The 17,394-nt window shown below is 73.1% G+C and carries 16 protein-coding genes and 1 pseudogene; 3 read left to right on the top strand and 14 right to left on the bottom strand.

Going from position 1 to position 17,394, the window contains the following annotated elements; translation table 11 throughout:
• Nucleotides 1-2: 2 nt before the first annotated feature.
• From rsmA to rsmI, 5 genes are all read right to left on the bottom strand, one after another.
• Nucleotides 3-860 carry a 16S rRNA (adenine(1518)-N(6)/adenine(1519)-N(6))-dimethyltransferase RsmA gene (rsmA, locus tag ACGFMP_RS22020; protein WP_393674484.1) on the bottom strand — a complete coding sequence of 286 codons (858 nt, stop codon included), beginning with the start codon at nt 858-860 and terminating at the stop codon, nt 3-5.
• 75 nt (nt 861-935) lie between these two features.
• Entirely contained in the window at nt 936-2,051 is a 1,116-nt protein-coding gene (locus ACGFMP_RS22015) for a ubiquitin-like domain-containing protein (protein ID WP_393674483.1), read from the bottom strand.
• Nucleotides 2,052-2,098: 47 nt separating this feature from the next.
• On the bottom strand, nt 2,099-2,965 hold the full coding sequence (locus ACGFMP_RS22010; RefSeq protein ID WP_393674482.1) for a TatD family hydrolase: 867 nt from the start codon (nt 2,963-2,965) through the stop codon (nt 2,099-2,101).
• Between the two features lie 29 nt (nt 2,966-2,994).
• Nucleotides 2,995-3,396 carry a hypothetical protein gene (locus tag ACGFMP_RS22005; RefSeq protein ID WP_393674481.1) on the bottom strand — a complete coding sequence of 134 codons (402 nt, stop codon included), beginning with the start codon at nt 3,394-3,396 and terminating at the stop codon, nt 2,995-2,997.
• A 291-nt stretch (nt 3,397-3,687) separates the two neighbouring features.
• Nucleotides 3,688-4,551, bottom strand: a complete 864-nt coding sequence (gene rsmI / locus ACGFMP_RS22000; RefSeq protein WP_393674480.1) for a 16S rRNA (cytidine(1402)-2'-O)-methyltransferase — start codon at nt 4,549-4,551, stop codon at nt 3,688-3,690.
• A gap of 123 nt (nt 4,552-4,674) precedes the next feature.
• On the opposite strand from rsmI, the gene ACGFMP_RS21995 reads away from it, so the two are divergent.
• Nucleotides 4,675-6,399, top strand: a complete 1,725-nt coding sequence (locus ACGFMP_RS21995; protein ID WP_393674479.1) for a dolichyl-phosphate-mannose--protein mannosyltransferase — start codon at nt 4,675-4,677, stop codon at nt 6,397-6,399.
• A gap of 198 nt (nt 6,400-6,597) precedes the next feature.
• Entirely contained in the window at nt 6,598-8,289 is a 1,692-nt protein-coding gene (locus ACGFMP_RS21990; RefSeq protein WP_393674478.1) for a penicillin-binding transpeptidase domain-containing protein, read from the top strand.
• Nucleotides 8,290-8,378: 89 nt separating this feature from the next.
• Here ACGFMP_RS21990 and ACGFMP_RS21985 read toward each other — a convergent pair whose 3' ends face one another.
• The 7 genes and pseudogenes from ACGFMP_RS21985 to ACGFMP_RS21955 all read right to left on the bottom strand — a co-directional run.
• Nucleotides 8,379-9,509 carry a cytochrome P450 gene (locus ACGFMP_RS21985; RefSeq protein ID WP_393674643.1) on the bottom strand — a complete coding sequence of 377 codons (1,131 nt, stop codon included), beginning with the start codon at nt 9,507-9,509 and terminating at the stop codon, nt 8,379-8,381.
• Nucleotides 9,473-10,912 (bottom strand): cytochrome P450, encoded by a 1,440-nt coding sequence (locus tag ACGFMP_RS21980; protein WP_393674477.1) that lies wholly within the window; start codon nt 10,910-10,912, stop codon nt 9,473-9,475. The genes ACGFMP_RS21985 and ACGFMP_RS21980 overlap by 37 nt, the downstream gene beginning before the upstream one ends.
• Nucleotides 10,913-10,918: 6 nt before the next feature.
• Nucleotides 10,919-11,548, bottom strand: a complete 630-nt coding sequence (locus tag ACGFMP_RS21975) for an ATP/GTP-binding protein (protein WP_393674476.1) — start codon at nt 11,546-11,548, stop codon at nt 10,919-10,921.
• Nucleotides 11,526-11,885 carry a DUF742 domain-containing protein gene (locus ACGFMP_RS21970; protein ID WP_393674474.1) on the bottom strand — a complete coding sequence of 120 codons (360 nt, stop codon included), beginning with the start codon at nt 11,883-11,885 and terminating at the stop codon, nt 11,526-11,528. Before ACGFMP_RS21970 ends, ACGFMP_RS21975 begins: the two co-directional genes overlap by 23 nt.
• Entirely contained in the window at nt 11,882-12,319 is a 438-nt protein-coding gene (locus ACGFMP_RS21965) for a roadblock/LC7 domain-containing protein (RefSeq protein ID WP_393674473.1), read from the bottom strand. Before ACGFMP_RS21965 ends, ACGFMP_RS21970 begins: the two co-directional genes overlap by 4 nt.
• Complete coding sequence (locus tag ACGFMP_RS21960; RefSeq protein WP_393674472.1) at nt 12,316-13,779, bottom strand: ATP-binding protein; 1,464 nt, start codon at nt 13,777-13,779, stop codon at nt 12,316-12,318. Before ACGFMP_RS21960 ends, ACGFMP_RS21965 begins: the two co-directional genes overlap by 4 nt.
• Nucleotides 13,780-14,048: 269 nt before the next feature.
• Nucleotides 14,049-14,424 (bottom strand): annotated as a pseudogene (locus ACGFMP_RS21955) (TetR/AcrR family transcriptional regulator C-terminal domain-containing protein); the annotation flags it as partial.
• Between the two features lie 376 nt (nt 14,425-14,800).
• On the opposite strand from ACGFMP_RS21955, the gene ACGFMP_RS21950 reads away from it, so the two are divergent.
• Entirely contained in the window at nt 14,801-15,214 is a 414-nt protein-coding gene (locus ACGFMP_RS21950) for a hypothetical protein (RefSeq protein WP_393674471.1), read from the top strand.
• A 174-nt stretch (nt 15,215-15,388) separates the two neighbouring features.
• On the opposite strand, the gene ACGFMP_RS21945 is transcribed toward ACGFMP_RS21950, so the two are convergent.
• Nucleotides 15,389-16,192, bottom strand: coding sequence for an SDR family NAD(P)-dependent oxidoreductase (locus ACGFMP_RS21945; RefSeq protein ID WP_393674470.1), 804 nt, complete (start codon nt 16,190-16,192; stop codon nt 15,389-15,391).
• 4 nt (nt 16,193-16,196) lie between these two features.
• Nucleotides 16,197-17,372, bottom strand: a complete 1,176-nt coding sequence (locus tag ACGFMP_RS21940; protein ID WP_393674469.1) for a serine hydrolase domain-containing protein — start codon at nt 17,370-17,372, stop codon at nt 16,197-16,199.
• Between the last annotated feature and the right edge of the window lie 22 nt (nt 17,373-17,394).

Raw genomic sequence — 17,394 nt, 5'->3', positions numbered from 1 at the left:
GGCTACGGCTTGTGCTCGGCGACTGCGGCGAACTCCTCGACGGTCAGCGCTTCGCCGCGTGCCTGCGGGGAGACCCCGGCGGCCAGCAGCGCGGACTCCGCGGCTGCGGCGGACCCGGCCCACCCGGCGAGCGCGGCGCGCAGCGTCTTGCGGCGCTGCGCGAAGGCCGCGTCGACCACGGCGAAGACCTCCTGCCGGGTCGCCGACGTACGCGGCGGGTCGCGCCGCACGAGGGCGACGAGCCCGGAGTCCACGTTGGGCGCGGGCCAGAAGACGCTGCGCCCGATGGCGCCGGCGCGCTTGACGTCGGCGTACCAGTTCGCCTTGACCGAGGGCACGCCGTAGACCTTGTTGCCCGGCCCCGCGGCGAGCCGGTCGGCGACCTCCGACTGGACCATGACGAGCGTGCGCTCGATGCCGGGGAAGGTCGCGAGCATGTGCAGCAGCACCGGGACGGCGACGTTGTAGGGCAGGTTCGCCACGAGGGCGGTGGGGGGCGGCCCCGGGAGTTCGGTCACCGCCATGGCGTCGCTGTGGACCAGGTCGAAGCGGTCGGCGCGGGCGGGCAGACGTGCCGCGACGGTGGCGGGCAGTGCCGCGGCCAGCACGTCGTCGATCTCGATCGCGGTCACATGCGCGGCCGCTTCCAGCAGTGCGAGGGTGAGGGAGCCGAGCCCTGGGCCGACCTCGACGACGGTGTCGTCCTCACGGACGCCCGCGGTCCGCACGATCCTGCGTACGGTGTTCGCGTCGATCACGAAGTTCTGCCCGCGCTGCTTGGTCGGCCGAACGCCGAGCGCCGCGGCCAGCTCACGGATGTCCGCGGGGCCCAGAAGGGCGTCGGTCTCAGTGCCACTCACCCGCCCTAGGCTAGTCGAGCCTTCGGCCCTCCCGAGCCGGGCCGTTCCGCAGGCCGGGCGGCCGGGACCGCCGGCTCAGCGGAAGAGCCGCCGCCCGCAGACGGGCCAGGGGGAGGTGCCCCGGGACGCGTAGAGCCGCTGTGCGAGGCGGGTCTGCTCCGCGGAGCTCGCGTCCTGCGGCCGCCCCTGTCCGCCCAGGCTTCGCCAGGTGCGCAGGTCGAACTGGTAGAGGCCGCCGTACCGCCCGGACGGGTCCACGACGTGCGGCCGGCCGCCGGACTCGCACTGGGCGAGCCCGTGCCAGTCCAGTCCTGAGCCCCGGCCGCCCTTGGTGCCCGCGCTGCCCCGGGCGCGCTTCGTGCCGACCCGGATCACCTCGGCGACGGGCGCGCGGGTCAGCCGGGTGCGCAGGACGCGGGTGGAGCGCACTGCGCCGACCGTGCGGACGGCGTAGCGCACCTCGCGCACCCCGTCCCGGCCGTGGACGTCCACGACGGTGGTGCCGCGGGCGAGTGCCGGGTCGCGGTGCCGTACGACGCGGTAGGGCACCGCCTCATGGCGGGTGGCCCGCGTGGTGCGCACCCGTACGACGGTCACACCGGCGCCGTCCCGCGGGAAGGTGCCCGCGGGGGGCGAGACGGTGTCCTCGGGTCCGAGGACGACCCCGGCGTCCGCGACGGCCCCGCGGACGGTGACCGCGTGGGTGCGCACGATGTGCGCGCGGCCGTCGGCGACGACGGTGACACGCCGCTCGGTGCGTACGGACAGCGCGAGCCCGAGCCGTCCGACGGCGGCGCCGCGTGAGGCGTCCACGAAGACCCCGTCGGCCCGGACGCCGACCTGCCGCAGGGCGTCGGCGACGGTCGTGGCGGTGGTCCAGATGCGCCGCCTGCGGCCGTCGAGCGTGAGGGTCAGCGGGCGGCCGTAGCGGACGGCGACGTTGTCGCCGTCGTGCAGCCGGCGCCCGGGCGCGGGTGCCACGATGTCGTGGCCGCCGACCGTGACGTGCTGCTGCCGCAGGACGTCCGCGACGTCGTCGGCGAACGTGTGGACGGTCCGCACCCGACCGTCGACGCTGAGCCGTACGGTCTTGTCGGCCACGACATACGCACCGGCGCCGCCGGCGAGAACCGCCACGACGAGTGTCTGCGGTACGAGCCTGCGCGCCGGTCCGGCGAGGTGAATGCTCACGACGCCGGACCTTAAAGCCTAAAAGCCGCAGAACGTCGCATTTCGCATCATGTGTCGTAGCCGAAGGCGCGGGCGGTGTTGGCGGCGACGGCCGCCGCCAGCAGGTCCTCGTCGTCGCCCCGCGCCGCGGCCATCGCCCGCAGCGTGACCGGAATGAGGTAAGGCGCGTTGGGCCGACCGCGGTAGGGCACGGGCGTCAGGAAGGGCGCGTCGGTCTCGACCAGCAGCAGGTCGCGCGGGGCGACGGCCACCGCGTCCCGCAGGTTCTGCGCGGACTTGTAGCTGACCGTCCCGGCGAAGGACATGTAGTAGCCGTGCTCGGCGCACACCCGGGCCATCTCGGCGTCGCCCGAGTAGCAGTGGAAGACCACCGAGGAGGGCGCGCCCTCCTCCGCCAGGATGCGCAGCACGTCCGCGTGGGCGTCCCGGTCGTGGATGACCAGCGTCTTGCCGTGGCGCTTGGCGATGTCGATGTGCCGGCGGAAGGAGTGCTGCTGGTCCTCGACGCCCTCGGGCCCGGTGCGGAAGTAGTCGAGGCCGGTCTCGCCGACCCCGAGGACCTGCGGAAGCGCGGCGAGCGCGTCGATGGCGTCGATCTCGGCGTCGAGGCCCGCCCGGCCGCCGGAGCCCTCGCGGTTCGCCACTCGTGGCGCCTCGTTGGGGTGAAGCGCCACCGTGGCCCAGATGTCGTCCCAGGCGGCAGCCGTCTCCGCGGCCCAGCGCGACCCCGCGAGGTCGCACCCGACCTGGACGAGCGTGTCGACGCCGACCGCCGCTGCCTGGGCGACGGCGTCCGCGACGCTGCCTGACTGCATGTCGAGATGGGTGTGGGAGTCGGCGACCGCGACCCGCAGCGGCTCCGGCGCCGGCGGTGCGGTCGGCTTCTTGCTGTCCCTGCTGTCCCTGTCTGGCATGCCCCGATCCTAGGGACCGGGGCCGCGGCTCATTCCCCCGCCTTTTCCCCCTCGTGCCTGCGGTGCAGGAAGTGCAGCGCGGACCGGTGGCGCCGCGCCCCCGCGGGGGCCTGCTCCGCCGGGACGGGCCGGTGCGCGGCGGACCGCAGGGCGGCCACACCGGCCACCCGCCCCGGCCGCATGATGCGCACCCGGTGCCCGTCGCACTTCAGGCAGGTCGGGTGGGTGAGCGGGGACGGCACCTGGCTGCCGTCGGCGAGATAGGTCACGTAGGCGCGGCCGAAGGTGTCGACGTGGTGCTCGATCTCGAAGGCCTGCTCCCAGCCGTGACCGCAGTTCATGCAGGCGAAGGAGTAGGCCTCGTGGACCACGTTCGCACCGGGGTCGGCGGTGGCCCGCGACTGCGGCCCGCTGCCTATGGTGTCGCTCATGTGCTGCTCCTGGCTGCCCTCCGGGCGCCGCGCCCGGACCGGGACTTCCACTCACCAGCGAACGCCCGATTCCCCTCCGCCCGGCGGGCCGTGCCCGAAGCTTGGACCAGATTTGGGGTCTATGGGAGAGATGGCATGGATTGCTTTGCCAGCCCCGCAGTTTAGGTCCCTTGCCGTGATCCCCTGCAGCCGTACGGCGGCCGCCGCGGCACCGCTGCGCCGCGTCGTCCCGCCGGGCCCGTCAGCCCTCGCCGGTGGGACTCCGGCCCGGCGCGGGGACCTCCCGGCGGGTCAGACCCCGCCGTGCTTGGCGGCGACGACCGCGTCGAAGACCTCCCGCTTGGGCAGCCCCGCCGCCGCCGCGACGGCCGCGATGGCCTCCTTGCGCCGCTCCCCCGCGGCCTCGCGGGCCGCGACCCGGCGGACGATCTCGGCGGGGTCGAGGTCGGCGGGGCCCGGCGCGGGCGCGCCTTCGACCACGACGGTGATCTCGCCGCGCACGCCGTCCTGCGCCGCCCACCGGGCCAGCTCGGCCAGCGGGCCGCGCCTGACCTCCTCGTAGGTCTTGGTCAGCTCCCGGCACACCGCGGCGCGCCGTTCGGCGCCGAAGACCTCGGCCATGGCGGCGAGCGTGTCGTCGATGCGGTGCGTGGCCTCGAAGTACACCAGCGTCCTGCGGTCCGCGGCGACCTCGCGCAGCCGGGCCAGCCGCTCGCCCGCCTTCCTGGGCAGGAAGCCCTCGAAGCAGAAGCGGTCCACCGGCAGTCCCGAGACGGCCAGCGCGGTCAGGACGGCGGAGGGGCCGGGGACCGCGGTCACGGTGATGCCGCGCTCCACGGCCGCGGCGACCAGCCGGTAGCCGGGGTCGGAGACCGACGGCATCCCGGCGTCCGTGACGAGCACGACACGCGCGCCGCCGGCCAGCGCCTCGACCAGCTCGGGGGTGCGCCCGGTCTCGTTGCCCTCGAAGTAGGACACGATCCGCCCGGCGGGCTCGATGCCGAGGGCCTGGGTCAGCCGCCGCAGCCGCCGGGTGTCCTCGGCGGCGATGACATCGGCCCCTGCCAGCTCGGTGCCGAGCCGGGGCGGGGCGTCCGCGGGGTCGCCGATGGGGGTTCCGGCCAGTACGAGGACGCCTGCGGCTTGCGTGGTCACCCGTCCAGCTTCCCACCTGCGGCCGGCGGCCCCGACCGCGGCCGGGCGCCGGGATTGCGGACAAACAGGGGCGCCGGGCTCCGACCTCATCACATTTTCAGAGGCGTTCCCTACGATGGGCCGGTGACGAGTGAGACCGCGACGCAGGACCGGGCCGCCGAGGGTGTTCTGGCACAGCCGCATCCGAGCCCCTGGGCGCAACGGCTGCGCAGGTTCGGCTATGCGGAAGGGCCGAGGACCGACACCCGCGAGCGGCTGGTGCCGCCCTTCCCCGAACCGGGGACCCGGATGTGGCGGTCGCTCGGCGCCGGCGAGCGGCTCTCCCATCTGCTGGCCCGCGTGTCGGGCTGGCTCGGGCCGATCCTGGTGGCGGTCCTGGCCGGCGGCCTGCGCTTCTGGCACCTGGGCACGCCCCGCGAGGTCGTCTTCGACGAGACGTACTACGCCAAGGACGCCTGGTCGCTGCTCAAGCTCGGCTACGAGGGCACCTGGCCCGACGCCAAGATCACCAACCCGGACCTGCTGGGGCACCCGCAGACCATCCCGCTGTCCGACGCGCCCGGCTACGTGGTGCACCCGCCGGCCGGCAAGTGGGTGATCGCGGTCGGCGAGTGGATCTTCGGCATGAACCCCTTCGGCTGGCGCTTCATGATGGCCCTGCTCGGCACCCTGGCGGTGCTGATGCTGTGCCGGATCGGGCGCCGGCTCTTCCGCTCCACCGCGCTCGGCTGCCTGGCCGGGCTGCTGATGGCGGTGGACGGCCTGGAGTTCGTGATGAGCCGGATCGCGCTGCTCGACCTGGTGATCATGTTCTTCGCGCTGGCCGCCTTCGGCTGCCTGCTGGTGGACCGCGACTGGTCGAGAGCCCGGCTGGCCAGGGCGCTGCCGGTCGACGAGTCCGGCTGGGCGGGCCCCGACCGGCGGGTCGGCGACCGGGTCGGCATGGGCTGGCGCCCGTGGCGCATCGCGGCCGCGGTCTGCCTCGGCCTGGCCGCGGCGAGCAAGTGGAACGGCCTGTACTTCCTGGCGTTCTTCACGATCATGACCCTGGCCTGGGACCTCGGCTCGCGCCGCCTGGCCGGCGCCCGGCACCCGGCCCTTGCCGTGCTCCGCAAGGACTTCGGCTGGTCGGTGCTGACCATGATCCCGGTCACCGTGCTGACCTACCTGGCGACCTGGACCGGCTGGTTCATGTCCGACAAGGCCTACGGCCGGCACTGGGCCGACGACCGCGGCGGTACCTGGTCGTGGATCCCGGCGCCGCTGCGCAGCCTGTGGCATTACGAGTACGAGGTCTACCAGTTCAATGTGACGCTGCACACGCCCCACCCGTACCAGTCCAACCCCTGGAGCTGGCTGGTGCTGGGACGTCCGGTGTCGTACTACTTCGAGTCGCCCAAGCTCGGCCAGGACGGCTGCCACAGCACCGGCGGCTGCTCGAAGGAGATCCTGGCGCTGGGCACCCCGCTGCTGTGGTGGTCGGCCTGCTTCGCGCTGCTGTACCTGCTCTACCGCTGGGTGCTGCGCCGCGACTGGCGGGCGGGCGCGATCCTGTGCGCTGTGGGCGCGGGCCTGCTGCCGTGGCTGCACTACCAGGACCGGACGATCTTCTACTTCTACGCGGTCTCCTTCGTGCCCTACCTCTGCCTCGCGGTGGCGATGATGGTGGGCGCCTTCCTCGGCCCACCGGGTTCGACCGAGGGGCGCCGGATGTGGGGCGCGGTCGGCGCGGGCACCCTGGTGCTGCTGATCATCTGGAACTTCATCTACTTCTTCCCGATCTACACCGGCATGACGATCCCGTACACCGGCTGGCAGGCCAGGATGTGGTTCGACTCCTGGGTCTGACCGCGGCGCAACCCGCGGGCAGCCGGGCTCCGCGGCAGCCCGCGGGACGGCCTTCCGCGGTTCCCTGCGGGACCGTTCGGGGACGAAGTCGTGTCGATTTCGAGACCCGTCCTGTCACACCCGTCCCTTAGAGTGCGAGTGTGAGCGCGCTCATTTGAACGCGTTCAGGGGGTGGGAAGAGGGGGGATCTCAGTGCCCATGGCACGAGGGGTCAAGACCGGGATCATCGGCGCGGTCTTCACCGGCATGCTGGGCGTCGCCGTGTACGGCGCCTACAACATCTACACGGGCCTGGACGGCGAGAGCAGCGGCACCAAACCGGCCGCCACGACCCTCAGGGACGACAGCCCGCTCAGCGCCAAGGACGTCAGCAGGACGGCGGGCGACTTCCTCGCCGCCTGGTCGGCGGGCGACCTGACGAAGGCCGCGGGTTTGACGGACTCGGTCCAGACGGCGACCGCGGCGTTGAACGCCTACAAGACCGAGGCGAGCATCGGCAAGGTCACGGCGACGCCGATCCCGTCGGACACCGCGACCGACTCGACCGCCGCCGCGGGCACGAGCACCATGAGCGTGCCGTTCACGGTGAAGGCGACCATCTCGTACCAGAACCTGCCGCCGAAGGTCTGGACGTACACCTCGACCCTGACCGTCGGCCGCAACACGGTGGGCGACGCCTCGGTCAAGTGGGCGCCGAACGTGCTGGAGCCCGACCTCAAGGACGGGCAGTCGCTGGTCACCGGCCTCGCCACCGCGCCGCAGCTGGACCTGGTGGACCGGCACGGCAAGACGATGACGGCCGACCGGTACCCGGGCCTGACCGACGTCTTCGCCGACCTGCGCAAGCGGTACGCGAACGCCAAGCTCGGCGGCTCCCCCGGCATCGAGACCTATGTCGCCGACGAGAGCGGCACCGCGGTCAAGACGCTGTACGTGGTCAAGCCGGGCAAGAACGCCAGGCTCAAGACCACCCTGGACGCCGGCATCCAGGCGGCCGCGGAGAAGGCGGTGCAGAAGGCGACGGACGCCGGCGTGACGGCGATCGACTCCGACAACGGCGACATCCTGGCCATGGCGACCAACCCGCCGGGCGGTGAGAACTACGCGATGTCGCTCAAGGCGCCCGGCTCCACCTTCAAGATCGTCACTGCCGCCGCGCTGATGCTGGCCCCGCCGTCGAAGGCGTACCCGAACGGCATCAAGCCGGACTCGCCCGCGCGGTGCGTCGACGGCTACAACGTGGTCGGCGGCCGGCCCTACCACAACGTCACGAGGGACAACCTGAAGGCCGACCTCGCCTGGGACTTCGAGCAGTCCTGCAACACCGGCTTCATCCGGCTCTCGCCGAATCTGGACTCCACGTCCCTGACGAAGGTGGGCCGGACCTACTTCGGCCTGGTCGGCAAGGACGAGCCCTGGTTCGTCGGCACCGGCACCACCGACGGCAGCATCCCCGGCGGCGTCGGCGACGAGCTGACCTCGGAGATGATCGGCCAGGGCCAGGTGCTGATGAACACCCTCAACATGGCCTCGGTCTCCGCCACCGTCTTGAACGGGAAATTCCACCAGCCGTCGATACTCGACGACACCAGCCTCATAGCGAACCGGCAGGACTTCCCCACGCAGAAGCTGCCGTCCTCGATCCGCAAGAATCTGATGTCGATGATGAAGGGCACCGTCACCAGCGGCACCGCCCGCGGCGTACTGACCGGTGTGGCGAGCCCTTACGGCGCCAAGACCGGCTCGGCGGAGGAGAACGAGGGCCTGGCCAACGGCTGGTTCACCGCCTACGCCGGGCATGTCGCCGCCGCCGGCATGGTGGTCAGCGGCGGCCACGGCAACGCGTCCGCGGGCCCGATCGTCGCCGACGTCCTGCGCGCCGCCTCCTAGGATCCGCCGCACGCGCGCGTGCCCCCGTCCCGCACGCGCGTGTGCCCCCGTCCGCGGCGACCGCGGGCGGGGGCACGTCGCCGACGGGCTCAGCCCAGCCGCACCGGCAGGTGCAGGTGGCCGTGCGAGATGAACGACTCCACCGGCGGCAGCTCCTCGTCCGGCGCCGCGAGCGCGAGGCCGGGGAAGCGGGCGAAGAGCGCCGGCAGGGCTATCTCGGCCTCCAGCCGGGCCAGCGGCGCACCGAGGCAGAAGTGCACGCCGTGCCCGAAGGCGAGGTGCTCCTTGTTGACCCGGGTCACGTCGAAGGTGTCGGCGCTCTCCCCGTGGTAGGCCGGGTGGCGGCCGGCGGCGGCGTACGCGGCCAGGATCGCCTCGCCCTTCTTGATGCTGACCTCGCCGACCGAGATGTCGTCCACCGCGTACCGCAGCGGCAGGCTGGCGACCGGCGCCTCAGCTCGCAGCGTCTCCTCGATGACGTCGCTCCAGTTGGCCTTGCCCGCCCGGACCAGTTCGAGCTGCTCGGGGTGGGTGAGCAGGGCGTGGACAGCGTTGTCGAGCAGGTTGACGGTGGTCTCGTGGCCCGCGCTGATCATCAGCAGCAGGGTGTCCACGAGCTCGCCCTCGGTCAGCCGGGAGCCGTCCTCCTCGCGGGCCGCGATCAGCACGCTGGTCAGGTCGTCGCCGGGCTTGTCCCGCTTGATGGCGACCAGTTCGGAGAGCACCCGGTGCATGTCGGTGAAGGTGGCGACGGCGTCCGCGGGGCTGATGGCGGTGTTGAAGATGTTGTCGACCAGCCGCCGCAGCTCCTTGCGGGTCTCCTCGTCCTCGATGCCGAAGAGCTGGCAGATCACCTGGATCGGGATCGGGTAGCAGTACGCCTCGCGCAGGTCGACCGGCTCGCCCGCCGGCGTCTCGGCGAGGCCGTCGAGGAGTTCGGTGGTCATCTGCTCGATCCAGGGGCGCAGGGCCTCCGTGCGGCGGGCGGTGAAGGCCATCGACACCAGCTTGCGCAGCCGCCGGTGGTCGCCCCCGTAGGCGGTGAACATGTTGGTGACCGCGACCCAGGTGAACAGCGGCCAGTCAGGCGTGATCTCGCCGTTGGCCCAGGCCGCCCAGTGCTGCCGCGGGTCCTTGGAGACCCGGGAGTCGGTCAGCAGCGTCTTGAGCAGCGCCTGGTCGGTTACCGCCCACGCCTCGACCCCACCAGGAAGCTCCACCAGCGTCGCGGGGCCGCGTTCGCGGATTCGGGCTGCCTCGCCGTGGATGTCGCGTCCTGCGGGGTCGATGACGAGGGGGCTGGCTTGGGGTTCCATTCGGTGACTCCAGAAGTCTCGTCCGCGGTGGCCGGCGCGGTGATGGTGATCGGCGGGAAAACAACGGGCAGCGCGACAAGGGCCCGGTGGAAGGGGCCCTGCCGCCACTCCAACTGATCTACCCCACAGTCGAGTTCGACATCCGGCAGCCGGTCGAGCAGCTTCTCGACCGCGACCGACGCGATCAGCCGGGCCGGGCTCTTGGCGGGGCAGGTGTGCGGTCCCGCGCTCCACGCCAGGTGGGCGCGGTTGCCGCCGCGCCGCTCGCCGCTGAGCGCCGGGTCGGTGTTGGCGGCTGTGAAGCTGATCAGGATCGGGTGTCCCGCCGGCAGTGCCACGCCGTCGACCTCGGTGTCCTGGAGCGCGTAGTGCACGGCGTAGTTCGCCAGCGGCGAGTCCGCCCACAGCACCTCGTCGAGCGCCTCGTCGACCGGCATGCTGCCGCCGGCCAGGTCGCCGGCGAAGCGGTCGTCGGAGAGCAGCAGGAGCAGCGCGTTGCAGATGAGGTTCTGCTCCGGCTCGGTGCCCGCGCCCATGAGGAGGATGAGCTGGTGCATCATCTCCTCGTCGGTCAGCTCCGCCGGGTGCGCCATCATCCAGGACGAGACGTCGGCCGCGGGCTCGCGGCGCTTGAGCGCGACGAGTTCTGCGACGCCCTCGCCGAGCACCTGGTTGGCCTTCTCCGAGTCGCCGTCGGCGTCGAAGATGCCGGACATGCCGAAGACCAGCTTGTCGCCGATGTCGGCGGGGCAGCCGAACATCCGGTTGAAGACCAGCAGCGGCAGCAGCGCGCCGTACTCGCCGAGCAGGTCGGCGTTGCCGCGGGCCCCGATCCTGTCGATGAGGATGTCGGCGCTCTCCTCGACGTAGCCGCGCAGCGCGACCGGGTCGACCTGGGAGAGGCTGTCGGTGATCACCCCGCGCAGCCGGGCGTGTTCCTCGCCGTCGGACCACAGGGCGTTGGGCCGGTACATCATCATCGGCACCACCGGGCTGTCCGCCGGGACCGAACCGTCCGCCAGCGCCCGCCAGTTGCGCGGGTCCTTCGAGAAGCGCTCGGGGCTGCGCAGCACTTCGAGCGCACTCTGGTAGCCCAGCGCCAGGAAGGCGCCGACGCCCGGCGCGATCTCCACGGAGGCGATGCTGCCCTGCTTGCGCAGCTCCGCGAAGGTCGCCTTGGGATCGGCGGCGTGCTCGGGCCCGTAGAGGCGGGTGGCGCCGCTGCCCGCGTGCGCGGGGCACCCGGGCGGCGGTGCTGCGGCGGCGGCCTGCGGTGCGGTGGGCTCTGGCGCGGTGGGGGACGTCATCAGGGTTCAGAACTCCTGGGCTGCTGGGGTGGGGCGGGTCTGCAGGTGTTCCACCAGGGCGATCAGCGCCTTGGTGGAGGAGGCGGCGTCGCGGGCGTCGCAGGTGACCAGAGGCGTCTCCGGCAGCAGGTCGAGCGCTTCGCGGATCTCCTCCTCGGGGAAGTGCGGCGCCGCGTCGAACTGGTTGACCGCCACCGCGTACGGCATGCCGTACTCCTCCAGCAGCCCCATCACATCGAAGGACTGGTCGAGCCGCCGGGTGTCGGCCAGCACCAGGGCGCCGAGCGCGCCTTGGAGCATGTCGGTCCACAGCTGCGCGAAGCGCTTCTGGCCGGGCGCGCCGAAGAGGTAGAGCACCAGGCTCTCGCTGAGGGTGAGCCGCCCGAAGTCCATGGCGACGGTGGTGGTGGTCTTGTCGGGTACGCCGGCCAGGTCGTCGATGTGCGCGCCAGCCTGCGAGAGGGGTTCCTCGGTGCGCAGCGGCTTGATCTCGGAGAGTGTCCCGACGAAGGTGGTCTTGCCGACGGCGAAGTGCCCCACGACCAGGATCTTGGCCGCTGTCCTGACCGAGTCGGCCACGTACGAGGGTCCGCCCGGTGGGACGAGGGCGCGGTCAGAGGCGGGCGCGGAGCCCATTGAGCACCTCCTGAAGAAGCTGGGCGTCGGGGAGTTGTGCCTTGGGAATGGCGGCTCTTGCGATGATGTGGCCGCTGTCGATGAGGTCGCTGATCAGCACCTTGGTGACGCTGATCGGCAGGGCGAGGTGCCCCGCCACCTCGGCCACCGACAGGGCTCCGCCCCTGCACAGCTCCATCACCGCGCGCCGCTCCGGCGTGAGCCCGCTCAGCGAACGGGTGGTCACGGCGTTCACCAGCGTGACGATGTCCAGGGTGTTGCGCGTCGGATGAGCACGCCCGTCGGTGACGACGTAGGCCCGCACGAGCCCCTGCTCCCGCCTGCGCGGCGGGGTCATGACCGTACGGTGGTGCCCGGCCGGGTGGATGCCGCCGCGTCCTGGCGGGGCGGGCTGGTCAGCTCCTTGCCGAGCCGGTCGACCAGCTTCTGCATGCGGTAGGTCACCATCTCCATGTCCACGTTCTGCGTGGCGGAGACCGCCAGGTAGGCGCCCGCTCCCGCCGCGACGAGGAAGACGTAGCCCTCGGCGAACTCGACCAGGGTCTGCTGCCAGGGCGAGCCGCCCCTGCCGCAGAACTCCGCGGTGCTGCGGCTGATGGACTGGAGCCCCGACAGGGCGGCGGCCTGGCGCTCGGCCTCGTCGCGTGCGATGCCCTGGGAGTGGGCTCTGAGCATCCCGTCCGCGGACAGCAGGATCGCGTGCCGCGCCTCAGGGACCTTCAGGACCTCGTCGAGCATCCAGCCCAGTTCGTTGGCCATATGGTCGTTCATTCCTGAGTCGTCCCTTCGTCATCGGCGTTTTCCGCGCGCCCGGAGCGCGTGCCACGGGCGAATGCACCCATACGGGATGCGGTCTCGTACGGGGAGCGGATCGGCCCGGTGTCCTCGTCGGCAGCCGGGGCCGCGACGTGCGCGTGCCGGGCCGCGAGCTGTTCCTCGCTGATCTCGCGCCGGCGCCGCTTGGGCAGGCCGCCCGCGGTGGCCCCGGTGATGGGCGTCTCGGGTACGTCCTCGCCCGGTCCGCGTCCGTACACCGTCTCCGCCACCGCCGTCTCGTGCCGGGTGCGCACCGCCGGCTCCGCCTCGACCGCCCGTACGACCGCGGGTGCCGCCGGAGGCAGGGGCTGGGGTGCGGGCGCCTGGGTCCTTGCCGCCGCCGGGGTGCGTACCGGCAGGTCGTCCTGCGCGGCCGCGCGGGCGTGCGCCGCCGCGCGCGCGACCACGGGGGCCGCGGCCGTACCCGCGGTGGCCAGCAGCGCCTTGGGCAGGAACAGCACCGCCCGCACACCGCCGTAGGGCGACCGGGTGTCGACCGACACCGAGAAGCCGTAGCGCGCCGCCAGCACGCCGATGACCGCGAAGCCGAACTGCGGCGGGTCGCCGAGCCGGTTGATGTCCAGGTTCTCGCCGCCGGCCAGCCGCTCGACGGCGACCGAGACCTCCAGGTCGTCCATGCCGACACCCGCGTCGTCGATGACGATCGTGGTGCCGTTGTGCGCGGGCCGCACGGTGACCTCCACCGAGGTGTTCGGCTGGGAGTGCCGGGTGGCGTTGTCCAGCAGTTCCGCGACTGCCAGCACCACCGGCTCCACCGCCCGGCTGACCACGTCGACGTCCGGGCCGGTGCCGATCTCGACCCGCTGGTAGTCGCGGATGCGGGACTTGGCGCCCCGCAGCACGTCGATCAGCGGTGAGGCGGCGCGCTGGCGGCCGGGCCACGACCCGCAGAGCACCGCGATGGCCTGCGCGCGCCGCCCGAACTGCGAGTTGGCGTGGTCGATCTCCATCAGGCCCTGCAAGACGTGCGGGTTGTCGTGCCGGTCCTGCATGTCGGAGATGGACAGCTGCTGCTCGTTCGCCAGCGCCTGCACCGAGCGCATCGCCGCCTTCAAGGTGGCCTTGGCCGACTGGTCGGCCCGCACCCGGGCCTTCTCCGCGGCGCCGACGAACCGCTCCACGGCCTCGTCCATGCGGGCCGCGTACGCGGTGCCCGCCAGCCGTCCCTCGCGCAGCCCCTGCTGGGGCCGCCGCCCGCCCATCTCCACGGCGGGCAGCCTGACGTCGACCAGGTGCGCGGCCTCGGCCTCGCGTACCCGTACGTCCTCCTCGGCCGCGGTGAGCCTTTTCCTGAGCCGGGCCGCTGCGATCGCCTGCCATATCCACAGGACGAGGGCCGCGAGAGCGACGACGGCGACAGGCCAGAACACCGCGCCCGATATGTGACTAGTCATCAGATCCTCATGAACTCGGGGAGGCCGATCAGACCGGGGCAACCCATCCGCACTCCGGCCCGTAACGGGACGTTCCGGACGCCGCACGGCGGTCGGTGGGACCGAAACCCGACGCCCGCGCCCGCCATGGGAAGGGATCGCCTGATCATCCTAGCCACGCCGTAGGCACCACAAGAGCCTTATGGTGAGGGAGTTGTGACATGTGGTCAGACGGACGTGCCACCGCGTCCGGCCGGCCGGCGCGGCGCTCACCCCCGGCGGATGGTGCGTCAGAAGCGGGCGAGGAGTCCTTCGAGCAGCGCGCGCAGGCCGTCCGGGTAGGTGTCCTGCGCCGTCAGCGCCGCCCAGCGGTCCCCGGCGTGCGCGAGCCGCGGCAGCTCGACCGGGTCGAGCCCGGCGAAGACCTGCTCCCGGTAGGTCGGGCGGTCGTCGGCGGCGGGGCGGCGGGGCGGCGGGCACCCGACGACCGGATCAGGATCTCGCCCGCGGTGTGGCACCAGATCGAGCGGTAGCCGCGCACCGACGCGTCCGGGGTCAGACCGCACTCGACCAGCCGTCGACGATCCGCTCGACGAACCACAGCGCCGCCTCGGACATCAGGTCGTCAGCGACCGGCACGTCCACGATCCAGGGGCAGGCGGCGAGCCTTCCCGCCCTTCACCGCGGGCGTGGTCGCGGGCAGCCTCGCCGCCACCCGTGTCACCGTGGCCCGCTCGCCCCGCGCATCCTTGCTGCCCGGCGGGCTGCTCGCCGCGGCGGGGCCGGCCTGGTTCTCCCGCATCAGCGCCGACGGCGGCTTCCTCGCCGACGCGCTCGGCCCTTCCCTGGTCACCAGCGTGGGTGTCGGCCTCGTCCTCGCCCCGGTCGCCGCGGCCGGCACCACGGACATCGTGCCCGGCGAGGCGGGCATGGCCTCGGGCCTGCTCAACAGCTCACGCAAGCTCGGCGGCTGCGTCGGCCTCGCCGTCCTTGCGACCGTCGCCGCCCACCGCACGCGCTCGGGCCTTCCCTGGTCACCAGCGTGGGTGTCGGCCTCGTCCTCGCCCCGGTCGCCCCGGTCGCCGCGGCCGGCACCACGGGCATCGTGCCCGGCGAGGCGGGCATGGCCTCCGGCCTGCTCAACAGCTCACGCCAGCTCGGCGGCTGCGTCGGCCTCGCCGTCCTTGCGACCGTCGCCGCCCACCGCACGGGGACACCCGGCACCCCGGCGGCACTCGACTCGGGCTACGCCCTGAGCCTGTCCGTCGCCGCGGGCCTGTTCCTGCTCGCGGCGGTCGTCGCGGCCGCCGTACTCCCCCGCGGCACCGCTCCCGCGGGGCCGAGGGCCGGGGCCGGGGCTACGGCTGCGGCTGCGGCTGGGGGCACGGGGGCGGCCGCGGGGGCGCCGAGTGCGGCCACTGCGGAGGCGTACGCGTCCGAGCGGCCGCCGGTGTAGGAGGTCGGGATTTCGGGAGGTCGGGGGCGGAGGGAACCCCCGGGACCGGCCCGCGGGAGGGCGGGCTCGGGGCGGGCTGAGCGCCCCGGCGGTTCGGGGCTGGGCGGCGGGGTGCGGGGGGGGCGGGTAGGTAGGTGGGTGGCGGGGTGCGGGGGCGGCCAGGCGGGTGGGGGGTTACGCGCCGGCCTGCGCCTCGGCGTCGACCGCGTCCGCGAAGCCGGGGTTGCTGAGCAGGATCCCGCCGTCCACCGGCAGCGTCACCCCGGTGATCCAGGCCGCGTCGGCCGACGCGAGGAAGGTCACGGCGGCCGCGATGTCGGCGGGCTCACCGAGCCGGCCCAGCGGGTAGAGCGGTTCCGCCGCGGCCAGCGTGGCCTCCCGGCCTTCCCACACCGGCGTGCGGATGGTGCCGGGGGCGACGAGGTTGACCCGCACCCCGATGGGCGCGGCGTGCACGGCCAGCGTGCGGGTCAGCGACATCAGGCCCGCCTTGGCCGCGCTGTAGGAGTGGTTGCCGAAGTAGGAGATGCCGTTGACCGAGCCGATGTTGACCACCGCGCCCCGCCGCCCGGGAGCGGCGGCCAGGTGCGGCAGCGCGGCCCGGGTGCAGCGCACCGCCCCGATCAGGCTGACGTCGAGGTCGAGCCGCCACTCGTCGTCGTCCTCGTCGGCGAAGTCTGGCCGGTGGTCGCCGCACCGGTAGGCGTTGTTGACCAGCACGTCGAGCGTCCCGAAGGTGTCCACCGCCCGCGCCACGGCGGCGTCCACCGACCTACGGTCGGCGACGTCGCACACGCATGCCTCGGCCCTGCCACCCGCCTCGCGGATCGACCCGGCGGTCCTCTCGGCCCCTTCCGGGTCGATGTCGGCGATCAGCACCCCGGCACCCTCGGCGGCGAACCGCCGTGCGGTGGCCTCCCCGATACCGCGCGCAGAACCCGTGACGATCACACCGAAGTCTCCGAAGCGTCCTCGCATCGGGTCAGCGTATGCACTCCCTGAGCGCCCTGACCAGGGCCTGGGCACGGGGATCCGCGGTGACGTTGCGCTGCATGCCGTTGGTGACATAGCCGAACCCGGTGGCCGTGCCGGGATCGGCGAAGGCCAGGCTGCCGCCGCGGCCCGGGTGCCCGAACGAGCCAGGGGCCAGCAGTGGCGAGGCCGGGCCGTGCAGCATGTATCCGAGACCGAAGAGGGTGTTGACCACCAGCACCCGGTCGGGCCCGTCGGACTCCTTCGTCCTTGCGGCGGTCACCGTGGCCGGCGCGAACAGCCGCGGGCCGCCCTCCGGCTCGCCGACCAGCGCCGCGTAGAAGCGCGCGAGCGACCGGGCGGTGGCGATACCGCCGGACGCCGCCAACTGCCCCGCCCGGTACGCCGGGTCGTTCTCGTCCGGCAGCGGGGTGATCGCGGCGAAGGCCCGCCGGGTGAGCGATTGCGGGTCTGCGTAGGCGTCGTGGACCGACTGCTTGGCGCGGGTGCGCAGGCCGCCGGACACCCCGGGCTCGGGGACGGTGGTCTCGCCGATCCTGCCGACCTGTCCCACCCGGTCGGCGGGCAGTCCTATCCACAGGTCGAGGCCGAGCGGCCGGGTGATCTCCTCGGCCACGAAGCGCCCTATCGTCCGCCCCGAGGCGCGCAGCACCAGCTCACCGGCCATCCAGCCGAAGGTGTGCGCGTGATAGCCGTGCGCCGAGCCCGGTGGGAAGAAGGGCTGCTGCGCTGCCACCGCCCGCGGCCCGCTCACCCCGTCGAGTGCCTGCTCCGGGCTGAGCGGCACGTCCAGCGCGGGCACCCCGGCCCGGTGGGCGAGCACGTCGCGTACCGTCACCCGCTCCTTGCCGCCTGCCTTGAACTCCGGCCAGTACGCCCCCACCGGGGCGTCCAGGTCCAGTTGGCCGCGCTGGTGGAGCAGCAGCAGGCAGGCCGCCGCCACCCCCTTCGTCGCCGACCGCACGGTCTGCGCGGTGTCCTCGAGCCACGGGCCGCCCCCGTCCGGCGCCGCCGTACCGCCCCACAGGTCGACGACCTTCCGCCCGTGCCGGTAGACCGCGACCGCCGCGCCCCGGTCCCCGCGCCGCGCGAAATTCCCCTCGAAGGCGGCGCGGACCGGCTCGTACCCCGGCTCCACCGCCCCGTGCACTGCGGTGACGTCCATGAACCCCCGCCCCCTTCCCTTC

Origin of the sequence: Streptomyces sp. NPDC049040 (assembly GCF_043197715.1) — a bacterium.
Lineage (GTDB): Bacteria > Actinomycetota > Actinomycetes > Streptomycetales > Streptomycetaceae > Actinacidiphila.
Note: the sequence above shows the minus strand (reverse complement) of the source record. Positions and strands in the feature narration are given on the sequence as shown.